15 protein-coding genes are annotated in these 15,473 nt (G+C 32.3%); 3 read left to right on the top strand and 12 right to left on the bottom strand.

Annotated elements, in window-relative coordinates:
• Window positions 1–24 precede the first annotated feature (24 nt).
• Window positions 25–1,347 (bottom strand): sugar MFS transporter, encoded by a 1,323-nt coding sequence (locus Q4Q35_RS20935; protein WP_303280007.1) that lies wholly within the window; start codon window positions 1,345–1,347, stop codon window positions 25–27.
• A 435-nt stretch (window positions 1,348–1,782) separates the two neighbouring features.
• Between Q4Q35_RS20935 and Q4Q35_RS20930 the strand changes: the two genes are divergently transcribed.
• A complete protein-coding gene (locus tag Q4Q35_RS20930; protein ID WP_303280006.1) occupies window positions 1,783–2,160 on the top strand; it encodes a hypothetical protein in 378 nt (125 codons plus the stop codon).
• Window positions 2,161–2,314: 154 nt separating this feature from the next.
• Here Q4Q35_RS20930 and Q4Q35_RS20925 read toward each other — a convergent pair whose 3' ends face one another.
• A complete protein-coding gene (locus Q4Q35_RS20925; RefSeq protein WP_367892767.1) occupies window positions 2,315–3,334 on the bottom strand; it encodes an endonuclease/exonuclease/phosphatase family protein in 1,020 nt (339 codons plus the stop codon).
• 170 nt (window positions 3,335–3,504) lie between these two features.
• On the opposite strand from Q4Q35_RS20925, the gene hflX reads away from it, so the two are divergent.
• Window positions 3,505–4,722, top strand: coding sequence for a GTPase HflX (gene hflX / locus Q4Q35_RS20920; protein ID WP_303280005.1), 1,218 nt, complete (start codon window positions 3,505–3,507; stop codon window positions 4,720–4,722).
• 189 nt (window positions 4,723–4,911) lie between these two features.
• Window positions 4,912–5,382, top strand: a complete 471-nt coding sequence (gene tnpA / locus Q4Q35_RS20915) for an IS200/IS605 family transposase (RefSeq protein WP_303280004.1) — start codon at window positions 4,912–4,914, stop codon at window positions 5,380–5,382.
• 157 nt (window positions 5,383–5,539) lie between these two features.
• Here the strand turns inward: tnpA and Q4Q35_RS20910 are convergent, their stop codons facing one another.
• The 10 genes from Q4Q35_RS20910 to Q4Q35_RS20865 all read right to left on the bottom strand — a co-directional run bounded on the left by Q4Q35_RS20910 (window position 5,540) and on the right by Q4Q35_RS20865 (window position 15,443).
• Window positions 5,540–6,091: a class I SAM-dependent methyltransferase gene (locus Q4Q35_RS20910; protein WP_303280003.1), complete on the bottom strand. Its 552-nt coding sequence runs from the start codon at window positions 6,089–6,091 to the stop codon at window positions 5,540–5,542.
• 13 nt (window positions 6,092–6,104) lie between these two features.
• Window positions 6,105–7,355 (bottom strand): YaiO family outer membrane beta-barrel protein, encoded by a 1,251-nt coding sequence (locus tag Q4Q35_RS20905; protein ID WP_303280002.1) that lies wholly within the window; start codon window positions 7,353–7,355, stop codon window positions 6,105–6,107.
• Window positions 7,356–7,487: 132 nt separating this feature from the next.
• Complete coding sequence (locus tag Q4Q35_RS20900; protein WP_303280001.1) at window positions 7,488–9,917, bottom strand: sulfatase-like hydrolase/transferase; 2,430 nt, start codon at window positions 9,915–9,917, stop codon at window positions 7,488–7,490.
• 18 nt (window positions 9,918–9,935) lie between these two features.
• Window positions 9,936–11,366 carry a glycosyltransferase family 2 protein gene (locus tag Q4Q35_RS20895; RefSeq protein WP_303280000.1) on the bottom strand — a complete coding sequence of 477 codons (1,431 nt, stop codon included), beginning with the start codon at window positions 11,364–11,366 and terminating at the stop codon, window positions 9,936–9,938.
• A 2-nt stretch (window positions 11,367–11,368) separates the two neighbouring features.
• The gene (locus Q4Q35_RS20890; RefSeq protein WP_303279999.1) at window positions 11,369–12,472 is read right to left on the bottom strand and encodes a hypothetical protein; all 1,104 of its coding nucleotides are present in this window, start codon (window positions 12,470–12,472) and stop codon (window positions 11,369–11,371) included.
• Window positions 12,473–12,486: 14 nt separating this feature from the next.
• Window positions 12,487–12,852: a response regulator transcription factor gene (locus Q4Q35_RS20885; RefSeq protein ID WP_303279998.1), complete on the bottom strand. Its 366-nt coding sequence runs from the start codon at window positions 12,850–12,852 to the stop codon at window positions 12,487–12,489.
• Window positions 12,845–13,213 (bottom strand): Hpt domain-containing protein, encoded by a 369-nt coding sequence (locus Q4Q35_RS20880; RefSeq protein WP_303279997.1) that lies wholly within the window; start codon window positions 13,211–13,213, stop codon window positions 12,845–12,847. Before Q4Q35_RS20880 ends, Q4Q35_RS20885 begins: the two co-directional genes overlap by 8 nt.
• Before the next feature lie 312 nt (window positions 13,214–13,525).
• A complete protein-coding gene (locus Q4Q35_RS20875; RefSeq protein ID WP_303279996.1) occupies window positions 13,526–14,458 on the bottom strand; it encodes a DUF3078 domain-containing protein in 933 nt (310 codons plus the stop codon).
• Window positions 14,459–14,530: 72 nt separating this feature from the next.
• Window positions 14,531–15,037, bottom strand: coding sequence for a DUF2480 family protein (locus tag Q4Q35_RS20870; protein WP_303279995.1), 507 nt, complete (start codon window positions 15,035–15,037; stop codon window positions 14,531–14,533).
• A gap of 79 nt (window positions 15,038–15,116) precedes the next feature.
• Window positions 15,117–15,443 carry an SUF system Fe-S cluster assembly protein gene (locus Q4Q35_RS20865; protein WP_102756453.1) on the bottom strand — a complete coding sequence of 109 codons (327 nt, stop codon included), beginning with the start codon at window positions 15,441–15,443 and terminating at the stop codon, window positions 15,117–15,119.
• Between the last annotated feature and the right edge of the window lie 30 nt (window positions 15,444–15,473).

The following is a 15,473-nucleotide window of genomic DNA, read 5'->3' as shown; positions in this document are numbered from 1 at the left end:
TTATGGGCTGAAATAAAACGGTTTCTATGTTTTTTTAAGCCCTACTTTATGTCCCCAAAAAGCATAATATAAAATAATGATATAGCAAGGGAGTAAAATCCAATACCCACTGGTTGCAGATTCTGCTATAGCAGAAACTTCTTCTACGCCATTAGCAAGTAATGCTTCTTTTTTGGAATCTACCATAGCACCGTATATTGGAGGTATAATGGCACCACCGGAAATAGCCATAATGAGTAATGCAGATGCCGTTTTGGTAAACTTTCCTAATCCTTTTAAGGTAAGTGGCCATATAGCAGGCCAAACCAAAGCATTTGCAATACCTAAAGCAGCTACAAAAAGTACAGAAGTAAATCCTGTTGAAAATAGAATACAAAATGATAATATTATCCCTAAAGAAGCACTGGCTTTTAATGCAAATGACTGACTCATGTATTTAGGAATCAATACGACTCCTAAAGCATACGTTCCAACCATAGCTAATAAGGTAAATAAGGTAAAGAATTTTGCCTGACTAACTGGAAGGTTTAAAGAAATTCCATAAGATATGATGGTATCTCCAGCAATAACTTCCACGCCAACATAAACAAACAATGCTAAAACACCCAACCATAAATGAGGGAATTGAAAAATACTTGTTTTTGCCGTTTCACCTTCCTTAGATGCTTCTATAGGTTCTGCTTCTACATGTGGTAAAGGCGCTTTTCTAATTAATACACCTAAGATAAATAATACTATAGCCATTACAATATATGGTGTCACAACACTGTCTGCCATAATATTTAATAATTCTGTTTTTTCAGTATCTGTAACAGTGTTTAATTTATCTTTTATTTCATCAATTCCAGACAGTAAAATAGCACCAAAAATTAATGATCCTAAGCCTCCAGCAACTTTGTTTGCTATGCCCATGATGGAGATTCGCTTGGCGGCACTTTCTATAGGTCCTAAAATGGTAATATATGGGTTTGATGCTGTTTGTAAAAGCGTCATACCAGCTCCTTGAATAAAAATTCCTGTTAAAAACATCCAATAAGTTCTTGCTCCGGCAGCCGGAATAAAAACCAAGGCACCTAAGCCCATAATAATTAAGCCTAAGGACATTCCCTTCTTATAACCAATCTTATTGATTATATAAGATGATGGTAAAGCCATAACAACAAAAGAAATGTAAGAAGCAGAAGCGACTAAATAAGATTGTGCATCTGTTAATTCGTTAATGGTTTTCATAAAAGGAATTAAGGCACTATTAATCCATGTAACAAATCCGAAAATAAAGAATAGCCCAGCTATAATTATTATTGGAATTAATGTGTTGTTTTTTGGTGTTGATAATTGATCATTCATATGTATGTGTATTATTCACTTGTGTTAAAGATTAATAAAACTCCAAAGAAGGTTAGATTTAATTCTATAAATATATTATTACATAATCATTAAACCAAAGTATTAAGATGGAAAGCGACGTTTGAGCTATAAATAACAATAATATCACGACAGAGATACTTTTCTGTTGTTCAAGAAAGTGTGTTTGCCAGAGCTTTTGTTTGCCAAGACTGGGAATAAAACTTACATTTATAAATGTTATACCATATTTAACATTATAGGAATCTAAATATATAGCAAGATTTCCATTGTCTCCATATCTCTTGCCTCTTATTATTTGATTATTAAAGTCAAAAAAATCAAATTTTACTGTCCATTATAAAGAGTCTAAGATTAAATATTATAAAATGATAAATTATTTAACGTAGTTTTGATTTTTAAATACAAAACCTATTAATGAACCTATTCGATACCTTATTCTATAATATCTTCTCGCAATACAAAACAAAGTACAAGCAAAAGGCGAATAGTATAGCAATTGCCTATGTAACACTTTTTCAAGTTTCGTTGTTATTACTTTTAGGAATTTTCTTTGCAGGGTTTTTTAAGCAAATGCATATGGTTACCATGTCGTCTGGTAAAGCATGGACTTTATTTGGTTTAGCTTCTGTGTTTATTTATTTTAAAAACTGGATGCAGTACACTGGCAAAAAACGAATGATGATTAATGCGAAAATGAATAAAAAGAAAACGGAACATTACAGTCTTTGGTTGCTTTGGATTATGCCTGTGGCTGTTTTGGGCTTGAGTATTGTGTTGTATCAAGCGGTTTAATCACAATTCCTGCGAAGGCAGGAATCTTTTAAATTGAATGGATTCTTGCTTTACTGAAACACGTTAAGCACAGGTCGCAGAAATGATACCCTCTACTGTATCAATAAGAAGGCACAACTTTTTGTAGAGACCCTGAAACTAGTTCAGGGTGGAATTATCTCTTAAAAATAGCATACACAGGGAAATGATCGCTGTAACCACCTTTGTATTTTTTGCCAACATAGGTTCTAAAAGGGGTGCCTTTAAATTTACCGTCGAAGAGTTTTAAAAAATCTTCATCGAAAATATTGGCGGTACTAAACTCAAATTCGGTTCTACTACTTTCAAAAAAGTTTGTCGAAAACAGAATCTGATCGAATAAATTCCATTGCCTTTTATGGTTAGTCGTACCTCTGTTATAAGATCGTAAGGTTTCCATAGGATTGTAGAGATTAAAACCTTCTACAAGTTGCTTAATACTATTACTGGAAGGGTCGTCGTTAAAATCGCCAATCACTATAATTTTGGCATCGGGATCATCATGGCGCAGCATCGAAATAATCTCTCCGACTTTATTGGATGAAGCCATGCGCTTGTGCTCTGTTTCTTTTTGTCCCTCCCTTCTGGATGACCAATGGTTTACTATAACATGAACTTTTTCACCATCCAGTAACCCGGTAACCAATAAAATATCTCGTGTATAATCTGGAGAACCGTCATCGTCAAATAGTTGAATGGTAAATGTTTCCGAAGTAAGCACTTTAAAAGCATTGGTGTCGTACAATAAAGCAACATCGATACCACGCTCGTCTAAAGAATCGTAGTGAATGTAATCGTAATCACAGTCCTCTAAGTGTTTAGAGTTTATTAAATCTTTAATAACTGAAGCGTTTTCAACTTCGGCCAATCCAACTATAGCTGGATGTTTTCCAGTTTCGTGCCTTCCAATATTAGAAATAGCAAATCCTAATTTTCTAAGTTTGTTTTTATAACGTTTGGGTGTCCATTTTTTAGCCGAAGCAGGTAAAAAATCATTATCGTTCGTGTACGCATCATCAATAATATCGAATAAATTTTCGAGATTATAAAATGCTACAGTTTGTAAATCGTGGCGTACGGGAATAGTATCGTTAAAGTCTGTCATAAATTCAAAAATATAAAAATTTAAAATGCTTCCAATTACGTAACTTTGCATAATAAAAATATTTGGTGTTTATTACCATGAAAAACTTGGTAATATTTTTATTCAGATTCCTGTTTTTTACTTTGATTGCACTTCGACTGCACTTAGTTTGACATACGGGAATGACAATTTTAAAGGATCCCTTAGATACATTATCAAGGAATTCTTTTTGAAATAATTTTATGTTAGAAAAGAAAGACATTACTTTAGAAAAAGCTGTATTAATTGGCGTTATAACTAAAGATCAGAACGAAGAAAAATCTAAAGAGTATTTAGATGAGTTGGAGTTTTTAACATTTACAGCCGGTGGGCATGTTATAAAACGTTTTACCCAGAAAATGGAGATGCCCAATCCTAAAACATTTATAGGATCTGGTAAAATGGAAGACGTGCGCCAGTATATTGAAGCGCATGATGTTGGAACGGCTATTTTTGATGATGAATTATCTGCAGCTCAAGAACGTAATATTAGTAAAATACTTAACATAAAAGTATTAGACCGAACGAATTTAATTCTTGATATTTTTGCGCAACGTGCACAAACAAGTTATGCTAGAACCCAAGTAGAATTGGCGCAATGCGAATATTTATTACCACGGTTAAGAGGTATGTGGACACACCTTGAACGCCAAAAAGGGGGGATCGGTATGCGTGGTCCGGGTGAAACCGAAATTGAAACAGACAGACGTATTGTAAGAGATAAAATAGCACTACTTAAAGCACGTATTAAAACCATTGACAAACAAATGGCGGTACAGCGTGGTAACCGAGGTAAAATGGTGCGTGTGGCACTAGTGGGATATACCAATGTTGGTAAGTCTACGTTAATGAATGTGATTAGCAAGAGTACGGTTTTTGCCGAAAACAAACTGTTTGCAACACTAGATACTACGGTTAGAAAAGTGGTAATACAAAACCTGCCCTTTTTATTAAGCGATACTGTTGGTTTTATTAGAAAATTACCAACCCAATTGGTTGAGAGTTTTAAGAGTACTCTGGACGAGGTTCGCGAAGCCGATTTATTATTACATGTAGTAGATATTTCGCATCCTAATTTTGAAGAACATATAGCATCTGTAGATAAAATTCTGGGTGAGATTAAGAGTAGTGATAAGCCAACGATTATGGTGTTTAACAAAATTGATGCTTATAAGCCAGAACCTTTTGATGTCAATGATCTGGTTGCCGTAAAAACCGAAGCGCATTATAGTCTGGAGGAATGGAAAAGCACCTGGATGAACAAAGTAGGTAATAATGCCCTGTTTATATCTGCGCTAAACAAACAGAATTTAGAAGACTTTAAAAAACGTGTTTACGATGAGGTTCGTAAAATTCATATCACGCGTTTTCCCTATAACCATTTCCTGTATCCGGATTATAATTATGAGAATTTGGAATAAATATTTGTTTCTAAACTTTTAAATTTGAACGAGTTCTTTATGTAAACTTACAAATGAAAGGTTAATATTTGACTAATTTTATTTCATTTATATTTGTTATTTATACCGCGTATGCGGTTTTGGTATTGTAGAAATTATATATCAACACGCATAAATTCTCCGTAGGAGATATACAATTAAGTCCAATTTATGAAACCAGGGACATTTACCCAAATGTATGTGCAAATTGTTTTTGCCGTAAAAAAACGAGATGCGTTATTACATAAAAACATTCGCAATAGGGTGTTTGAATATATAAGTGGTATTCTTACAGAGATGAAACACAAATCAATTATTGTTAATGGTGTATCAAATCATGTACACATACTAGTCGGGTTAAATCCAAACAAATCTATTTCAGAGACTGTTTATGCAATTAAGAGAAGTTCATCACTATTTATTAATAAAGAAAAATTATGTCCAACGAAATTTGCTTGGCAGGAGGGGTATGGGGCTTTTACATACGGACGGTCGCAATTAAATGATGTATATCAATATGTTCTAAATCAGGAGAAGCACCATAAAAACATATCTTTTAAAGAAGAATATATTCAGTTTCTTGAGAAATTTGAAGTTGAATATGAAGAGCGGTTTCTTTTTGATTTTTTGGAAGATGTATAACGCCTACGGCGTATTAATTAAGATGGATCATATTTCTACAATACCTTATGCCCTACGGGCAATTCTCCCCTTGTTTAAAAAGATTTGAGGATATCATAGTTACAAGAAAGGAGTGTTTAATTTTTATTGTTAAAATATTAAATCAATTCACTACATTTTAGTTTCTAACCTTTCTGCAGTGATAAACATATTCTGTAATAAGTTTTTTATTGGAAGTTATCTCACAATCTTCAAAGATTTGTTGAAATTTTTTAAAGTTAAACTTGGTATATAAAACCTGGCTAAAATAACAGTTATCACTCATAAGGTCGTAAGCATTTTGAATAATTTTAAGCCCTTTTTCTTTACCAAAAAAAGAAAAAGGAATAGACGATACGACGGCATCTATAGAATCTTTTACATGGATGCCCAAGTTTTCGGCTCCATCATTAATCAAAATTAATCTAGGATCCTGTATGGTTTTTTTAACGTGCTCACAAAAATTTTTGTTAACCTCGAAAGCATATAACTTAGATGTTGCAGATATAGTATTTAGTATTTCTTGAGTAATATTACCATGACCTACTCCAAATTCGACAATAGTTTTATGGTCATCTTTTGGAATGTTTTTACAAACACCAACTTCAGCAAATCTGCTGGTTTTTGCAATAGCACCAGTAACAAAAAGGTTTTTTGTATATGCAATTGATGTTTTAAGTTTCTGATTCATACTTTCAATTTAATTATTTAAATTTCATGTTCCAAGATAATGAAAATGAGTAGATCCAGAAATAAGATCCCGGATTAAAACTGATTTCCTGATGGGATACTCCAGCAAGGGCTCCCCAAAGATTTTTATTGTTTTTAGAAGAAAAATAGTAACCAAAATTTAATTTTTGAGAATTAAGGTTTATAATGGTTTCTTCGTTACCTCCAAAATCGAACCTATAGATATCTGGCGAAAACCCCATGCCAACATTAATGCTTAAGTAATTATTTGCGTCACGCCTGTATTTTCTATAATTAAGGGTTCCCGATTTACTCGCACCGGGATCTCCAGGTGTTACATAAGCTCGAAATGACCAATAGCTATTTCCTGTATACCATCCCACAGAGCCTGTGTAAATATTAGTTGTCGTACTATATTTTAAAGACCTAAAACCAAGAGAGGCTTCAAAACTTTTTGGTAACGATTTATACAATTCTGCACCATATCTTATGTTAGGAAACAAAAACGAGTTTGACAACCCAAAGTTTACATAGGCATATAAACCTTTTACAATTCTGGGGTACATATCAACTTCATATTGCAATCCGTTAGATTGAAACCTTCTATTAAAATTAATTTTAAAATGGATGCCACCAAACTTTGTTTGCCTTACATATTTTAATAAATAATATTGCATGGGGTCGAATGTTTCAGAATAAACATCGACTGCAGCATTTAGCCCGATCATATTAAGACTTAGCTTATCTGTTAAACTTATTTTATAAGCTTTGCTTTTTTCATGATTTGGACTTTCCTGTAATATGTTATTTATGGTTAAAAGAGCCTCTTCAGGATTACCACTGCCATCTTCAGCACTTGCTTTTAAGTATAAAATGTCCGGATTGTTGGGAAAATAGAGCAATGCTTTATTAGCCATTTTTAACGCGCTAAAAGGTGCTTCGCTATACAGTTCATTTTTAATTGCTGCTTGCCAGGTATCTAACCTGTCTGGTGCTTTTTTTAATACATAATCAAAGGCCTCTTTAGCCTTTTTGTATTCACCATCCCAGGAATAGGTACTTGCTAAAAACGAACGAATGTCATGATAATCAGGATATTTTGTTAAAATAAATAGTAACGTGTCTTGCGCTTGTTTTCTTTGTTTATTGAATGCCAAATCTCTAGCCACTTTAAAAGCTCTATCCGGATCGCCTTTAAAAGCTTTTTGCTGCCCAAAGGAGCAAAAACTTATAAAAATTAATATTATAAAAACATGCTTATTCATAATTTGAATTAATCTCTGTTTTAAATTTGAGCGTGATGGTTATTTTATTCAAACTCAATGTATAATTGTTTTTATGTCAGGTCGAGTACTTCGTCTGCGCTCGAGGAGACAAATAGGTTTAATTTTTACTTATTACTGAGTTTTAGGTTTTAAGTTTTTTTTAAAGGCTAAATAATTTGAGTTATTAGGATGCACCTTAATAATGCTATCTATTAATTTAATGGCATATTCTGTATGGTCTGTTCTGCTATAAGCTTTAGCCATTTTAAAGGATATTTCGGGATTTATTACCTTGTTTTTTTTGGCTTGGCTGAATATTTTTTCAGATTTATCGTCCTGTCCCGACCACCAATACATGTCTAAAATAGCTAAATAGGCATCGTCGTAATAAGGCGATCTTTTAATGGCATTTAATAGGACCTGCTCAGATTTCTCATAGTCTTGTTCCCAGGCCAAAGACCTTCCTTTTAATATCCGGGCATCGGTGTAATTAGGGTATTCATTTAATATATAATCACATAACAAACGGGCTGTTTTATATTGCTTTTTAAATGATAAATCTCTGGCTATAAATAAAATTTCATCATATGTTTTTCCCTCGGAATGGGTGTTGATTACAGCTAGTTGCTCTGAAGTAAATGTTGTTTTTGGCGTTATATAAATATTGAGCGAATCTGGAAAAATTTTATTTTGCAGGGTAACATAAGCATTCATTTTTTTAAAGGCCAATAAAGAGTCAGCCATAGTTTTTATTATGGCTTCTTCATTGACTTTATAAGTTCCAAAGTTTTCGTTTATTTTGAATAGTTCTCCATCGGAATAGAAATAATCTTTATATATAAGATCATTGATACTTCCTTTATAGCGCATTAATGGTATTTTATGAATGTTTCTAAAATGTCTGGCAGTATCTAATCCGGTCCCAACCCAAGCAGTCTTGTCCAATGGTTTGAATTTAAAGTTTTTCATTAGGCTATTTAATAAGCTTGGTGTAACATCCCAATGTGATGATACAGATTTAAATGTGTCGGCTTTTTTTAACATGGGACTATATATTAAAAAAGGAACATGGAACCTGCAAAGTTTGTCTTTTTGAGTAATTGGAATGATCCTATGGTCCCCAGTTATTACAAAGATGGTGTTTGAATAATCGGGACGTTGCTTATACCCGTGCATGAATTCTTTTAAGGCATTGTCGGTGTAAAGGAGGCATCCAAAAATGTCTTTGTGGTCGGTTACTTTATTTTTTATAGGCTCTAGTTCCCGAGAAGAGCTTAACAGTTTGTCAACCTGCGCCAGATAAGCTTCTTTTTTAGGAAACTCAAAAGGCTCATGCGTAGAAAGAGTCATAACAATGTCTAAACGAGGTTGTTTTTCTATTTCGAAAGAAGTCAATGCCTTTCTAAAAATTTCGTCATCTGGATATCCCCAGGTAAACCCACCATCGTTACCTTTTGTTTTTTCAAAGGCCGGACCATATTTGTTTTCGTCAATGAGTGTTTCTATACCATTATATTCTAAAAAATTAATTTTTCTATCAAAACTGGATGGGCCGCCAGAATAATAGGAGGTTTTATATCCATTTGCTTTTAAAACACTTATAAGTGAGATATGCGAGGGTGTTTTCTTTACATCTAAAAAACCTGTTTCGCCGTATGGCAAAGAGCCAAATAAAGAAGGTAAAATTCCAAAAGACCTTCCTGTAGTACTTACAAAATTTTCCCAGTATAATGATTTTGATATAAGCGAATCTATATAGGGCGTAAAACCACTATATTGATTTCCTTTTACAAACTCACTTCCCAGCCCCTCTACAACAATAAAAACAATATTGGGTTTTTCTTCTTTATATGTTAAGAATGGGGATAGTACATCTTTTGAATTATTTGATGATTTTAATAGCGGGTAATCATGTCTGTTTACAAAACTGGCAATATTTAACTTGTTTTTTTCGTGCTGAAATTTTATAACATCGGTCGTTAAAAAAGATATTTTATTTTGATATGGTTTATGGGATGCTTCGGGGATAATTAATTTTAAACAACCTAGTAATACGATAGATAAAATACCAAACCCTATTAACCTTCTTCCGCTTATAGTCTTATTAGTATATTTATATAGTAATAAGAAGAGTAACGGAAATATTATAAATGGTAAAAAATAAGTGATGGAGATTGATTCGGATACTGAAACGGTATCAAAAGCATCATCGAATGAATACCCTAATAGATCGACTCCTAAATTTAAATTGGTTGATAGACTATATTTTACAAGAGCATATTGAATAATTACGAATAAAATAAACAATGCTTTAATTACGACTACGGCATATTTTTTTATTAATATAGTTAGCAATAAAAAAACGGGAAGTATCAGTATTCCTATAATTAAACCACCCCAAAAATCATTAACGAGTTTGTATATTGAAGCCAAAAGAAAATGAGTTTCTGATGTTTTTGAAGCAAGAAGCTCAAATAAACTAACTAGCCATAACGCACCAATGAGTGATATGGTTAAATACACATATTTATTAATTGCTTCTATTTTGATATTAAGTTTCATAGTATCTAGTTTTTTTGACTATGTTGAGGCTAAACCTTTTCGTTGCATAACTCCCCACTTCTTTTTCTTATTAAAATAGTAATCGTAATTCCCTTTTATTGCAGCATATAGAATAAATGGGTGTAAAACAAAAGGTTCCAGTGCCGTTAGTAATACTAATTTATAACCGGTGCCTTTCTTTTTATATTGATGAAATGTTAACTCTTCGGAATAGAGTGCTATTATTGAAAATAATACAGAAAAGATGTATGCCAGAAGAAGAAACGACAAGGCGTATTCCCACCTTACTTCTTTTAGAATAATTAAAATGGCAAAATAAACAATGCCAATAACCTCTATGATTGGTGCTAGGCGTTCAAATATTAACCAATAAGGATAGCTTAGCATACCAAAGGAGCCATAATTTCTATTAAACCCAATTTTTCGATGTTTTTTAAGGGTTTCAATTGTACCGCGTGTCCATCTATTACGTTGGGAAATAAATATTTTGTAATTGTCTGGAGCCTCAGTCCAGCATAATGGGTCTGGAATATACGAGACTTTATATTTTTCGTTTTTTTCTTCCATATACCGGCGCATACGTACAATAATCTCCATGTCTTCCCCCACAGTTTTAGTGTCGTAACCTCCCACGGCAATAGCCGTTTCTTTATCAAATATGCCAAAAGCACCAGATATTACTAATAAACCATTTAGTCGGCTCCATGCCATTCTTCCTAATAAAAAAGCTCTTAAATATTCTAATATTTGAGACTGTACTAAAAGCTTTTTAGGCAGATTAACATCGATTAATTTACCGCCTCTAATAATACAGGAGTTTGCAATACGAATAACACCTCCCGTAGCAATTACTTTGGCATCGGTTTCCTCTAAAAAAGGTTTAATCATTTTTTGAAGAGCATCTTCGAGCAGTAAACAATCGACATCAATACAGGCAACATATTTACTTTTACTTATGTTTAATCCCATGTTTAAGGTGTCTGCTTTTCCACCATTTTCTTTATCTACAATCATTAACTTTTCAAAAGCAGGGTTTTTAGATTTAAAGACCCCGGCGCGTAAAGGCTGTGTTTTAATTTTTTCGTTAATTATAAAATCTACTTTCTCTAAATCGTAAGCTTCAATAAGTTTTTCTAAACTGTTATCTGTACTGCCATCGTTAATAATTATAACATTGTAATTAACGTAATGATTAGATAATAACGACCTTACATTTTCTACAACATTTAAACTCTCATTATAAGCAGGTGCTATTATGGTTATGGAAGGAGACATGGTAGACGACAGAATGTCTTTATAATTAACAAAACTATTTTTTTTAAGATATTCTATGGTTTCTTTACCAGATATTATAGATAGTATGATATAAGAAGTAATAGCAGCAAACGCATAACCAAAAAATAAGTAATGTAGTATTTGTAAAATTATTTTAACCGTACTAGTATCCATAATTATATGTTAGTTACAAATTTTAATATCTTTTTATTGCTTTTGTTTTTGGGAGATTTACTAAGCCCCATGAACTTATCTAGATTAATAGATTTTAATATTTTAAGAGCTAATAATTGTATTTCAAAGTTTTTATGGAAAAGGTGTTTTTCTATAAAAGGTTCATCAGACGGAACGACCAATTTTTCGAGTAAACCAAAGAAACTGATTTGTTCTTCTAAACTCAGTTCGTTAAAATTGGCTTTCAGCATTTCTTTTGCTTCTATACCATATAAATTTGTTAATACTCTTATTACTTTAACTCGAATCTCTTTAATTGGATGGGATAGTAACTCCATTAAAGTATCTTTAGTTTCAAATTGATTATAAATTTTGGCTAGCTTCAAAGCAAATAAGACAACTGAATTATTTGTAGATTTTAGCCAGGGCTTAATATCACAAATTTGCTGATCGTCAAATTTTTGAAGTGTTTCTAATAATTGTACTTGTGCCCATTCAGATAATGGTTCTTTTAGATCGTTTAAAAAAGTAAGCCCGTTAAATCGAAACATATTAACCATGTATAGCTGGGTTTCTTTTCTTACTTCATGTCTTGGGTGTTTAATAAATGGTACAACAAGGTCGTGTGCTTCTTCAATCTTAAAACGGGTTAGTTCGCCAATACCTTTTGCTATGATATACCAGTTTTTATTTTCTAAACGGGATAAAGCATAATTGTAAAGTCCTGTTTTAAAATAGAGCGTTTTAATTGAATCGGACATTTCGCCAGATACTTCGTTCATTAAATTATATAAAATAGAAATAATTATTTTGCGTTTCGATTTTATGTGAACTGAAGTTTTTAGTTTTTCTATGGTAGCTATTTGAAGGTCGTTTATATCTCCGTTTTCGGAACCAGAATACAAATATTCAATTAGTGTTGCTTCGTATTCTGCTTTGAACTTAGCACTTTCTGTGTTTTTTTTTCTAAGTGCTGTTCGTATTAATTTTAAGTATATAGTAAGAATTACTATGGCTGTAAATAAAATACAGATGGTTACCCAAGCTAATTTTATTAAGGAAGGGGCTTCATTAAAATAATCAATAAAGTATTGATAAGTTGCCATGGTAAACGTTATTCTTAGTTTAGAAGCCTTTTTACTCTAATTATTAATTCATTAGGGCTAAATGGTTTACCCATAAAATCGTTAGCACCTAAATTAAATGCTTTAATAACCATTTCTTCTTGACCTGCCGAAGAGAATACAATAATAGGTGTGTCTAAATCTAATTTTAGTCTTAAATGGCTTATTACCTCTAATCCACTAACAAAAGGCATCATAATGTCTGTTAAAATTAAATCGGGTGTTTCTTTTTCAATTAAATCTATAGCTTCCCTACCGTCTTTTGCTATAAATAAATCGTATCCTTCTTTTTCTAATCTAAATTTCAATAACAATGAAAGTGTCGAATTATCCTCTGCCAAAACAATTTTATTTTTACTCATTACCCATTGATTTAAGTTCGGTTAATACTTCTCTTTTTACTTCTTTAAAAACAACTAAACAATTATTAACCATAACCCCGATAGTATCTAAATTTTGTTCGTTTTTAAAGTTAGATTCTAATTGAGGTATAATTGTTTCTAATTTTGAAATACCAAACATGCTTATGTTTGGCTTTATTTTGTGTGTGGCATTAAAAAGTAAATCCCATTTTTTATCTGGAAAATGAAGTGTTAGAGCCTCTACATACTCGTCTATAAGTTCAAGAAACACTTCCATGATTTCTTTAATAATCGAAGTATCATCAAAAGTGCTTTCTTTTAGTACATCTAAATCTATATATCGATAGCTTGATTTAAACATGATTTTTCATATTATTAACTATTGAATTTTCTCTCATTATGATGCAATATATAAAATAATACCGACAAAATGCAAAAAAACAAGATAAAGTGTATTATTGATTAAATGGAAACTGAAGAAAATGTGTGAGATTATGGTAAGTTTTATATGTCGTTTTTTTCTGAATAAACGATAAATAAGGTAGTGTTTATGTACAAAAAAGAGGCTTTGTAGAATTTTGAAGCACAAGAAAAGGTCTGAAAAGTTATAGTAATTCACCTTGTTAGGTTGCGCTTACTTTTCAGACCTCGTTTTGTATGGAGTTAAATTATTTTAGAATTTGTAGTTTAAACCAAACATCCAGTAGCTTTGTAGTTCATTATCAACATCTTCGAAAGAAGTTGCTGTAGTTGGTGTTTCAGGATCCAAAGCGTAATTAAGTGCTTCTTGTTTGTTGTTTCTTAAGCCAAAATCGAAACCAACACCGATCATTTTCCATAAAGTATATCCAAAAGAATTAGTCCATGTCCAGTTTGATAAATCTGAGCTTTCATAACTTTGAAACATCGATAGGTTCGTTTTAAAGCTAACAGCTTTTATTTGTTTTGTATAGTCAACAAGAATTTTTGCTCCTAATGAAGATTCGAAAACAGTATCTTCTTTGCTAAAAACAAAGTTATAGTTTAAAGGGTGAATTACTACAACTAAATCTTTTGCTGGTGTCCAGGTAGCACCTACACCTAAATCCAGATATCCGGGATCATTAAAATTACTTAATAGTGTCGTTCTGTATTCTGCCAATCCAGAAATTGCAAATTTACTACTTAGCTTGTGACCGTAGAGGGAGGTAATGTTAAATACATCGGTTGCTTCTTGAAACGAATCGTTATCTGTAGGATCATCTTTGTCGTCCAACTTTACCCAAGATAGGTTTACATTAAGACCATTCCTCCAAAAGAACTTTTCTTTATTTAAATTAGCAAAGGCATTTACGGTAAAACCAATATTTCCTGAATTGTTATTTGGTGTTCCTTGCGCATACCAATTTTTAAAACTGGATATGCTACCACCAATAGTACCAAAAGCTCCTTTTTTCCAACCAGGCAAAGCATCAATTTGTGCTTGTATGGCATCAACACGCCCTTGAATTGCTGCAATAGAATCTTTTTTAGGGCCTTGTAATGCTTTTAATTCTTCTAAAGTTTGTTGTGCATTTGTTGAAGTAATTCCAATAATTAGGACAAGTAATAGTGTTAGTTTTTTCATGTTTAGTTTTTAAATTATTTGAGTTGATCGTTAGTTAGACCCTTTTTTAGAAAGAGGTCACTGTATGTAAAGTTATTTGTTTTTGTAAAGAGGAACAGAAGAACAGGCTTCTCCGTACATAATAGACTTTGCATGGGGTTTTAACTTATTGGAAAGAATGATATAGGCATTTTGTGGTACAGGTTTTTTAGAACAACCTTTTATAATAATAGGTTTGTCTTTAAATTTGGTAATATCAAGTTGGTTTAGAATATCTTGGTAAATAGAAGTTTCTAGCATTTCTAAATTACCGATGACAACCTTTTTTACAAAAGGTTCTAAATGAATACTGACGAGCATGTATGCCCATCCTGGAATAATAGCATCACTACTACAGGTTAACGCAACATAATTATTTTGGTATTGAGACCAATCGAACTCTGAAACTTGGGCTCTAAAATCTTTTTCGCGCAATACAAAACCTTCAAATAACCAGTCTTTAATATCGAAAAGGACACGAGATCCTTCAGGATAATAATCTTCAAGGTCGATGGTAACTAATTTGCTATTCGCTACGCGATTTATGATTTCGTCTTTCAAAAATGTGGGTTGTTAAGTTGATTGATGTTTATCTGTCATACTGAACACTGAACACTGAACACTGAACACTGTCACTAAATCAAAGCATTCCCAATTCCAGTTTAGCTTCTTCGCTCATTAATTCCTGAGTCCAAGGTGGATCGAATGTAATTTCCACTTCGGCACTTTTTACGTCGTTTAAAGATTTTACTTTTTCTTCAACCTCTAACGGTAATGTTTCTGCTACCGGACAGTTTGGTGTTGTTAAGGTCATTAGGATTTTTACATCGTAATCTTCATTAACAAATACGTCATAAATTAATCCTAATTCATATATATCAACAGGAATTTCCGGATCGTAAATAGTTTTTAAAACGTTTACTATTTTTTCGCCTAAGGCGTTTGTATCTATTGTTGTTTCGCTCATAACTTTAAAGTTTAGAAGTTTAAGGGTTTA

This window comes from Flavivirga aquimarina, from assembly GCF_030540835.1.
In the GTDB taxonomy this organism is placed as follows: domain Bacteria; phylum Bacteroidota; class Bacteroidia; order Flavobacteriales; family Flavobacteriaceae; genus Flavivirga; species Flavivirga aquimarina.
The sequence above is the reverse complement of the archived record's forward strand: the minus strand, read 5'-3'. Positions and strand labels throughout refer to the sequence as shown.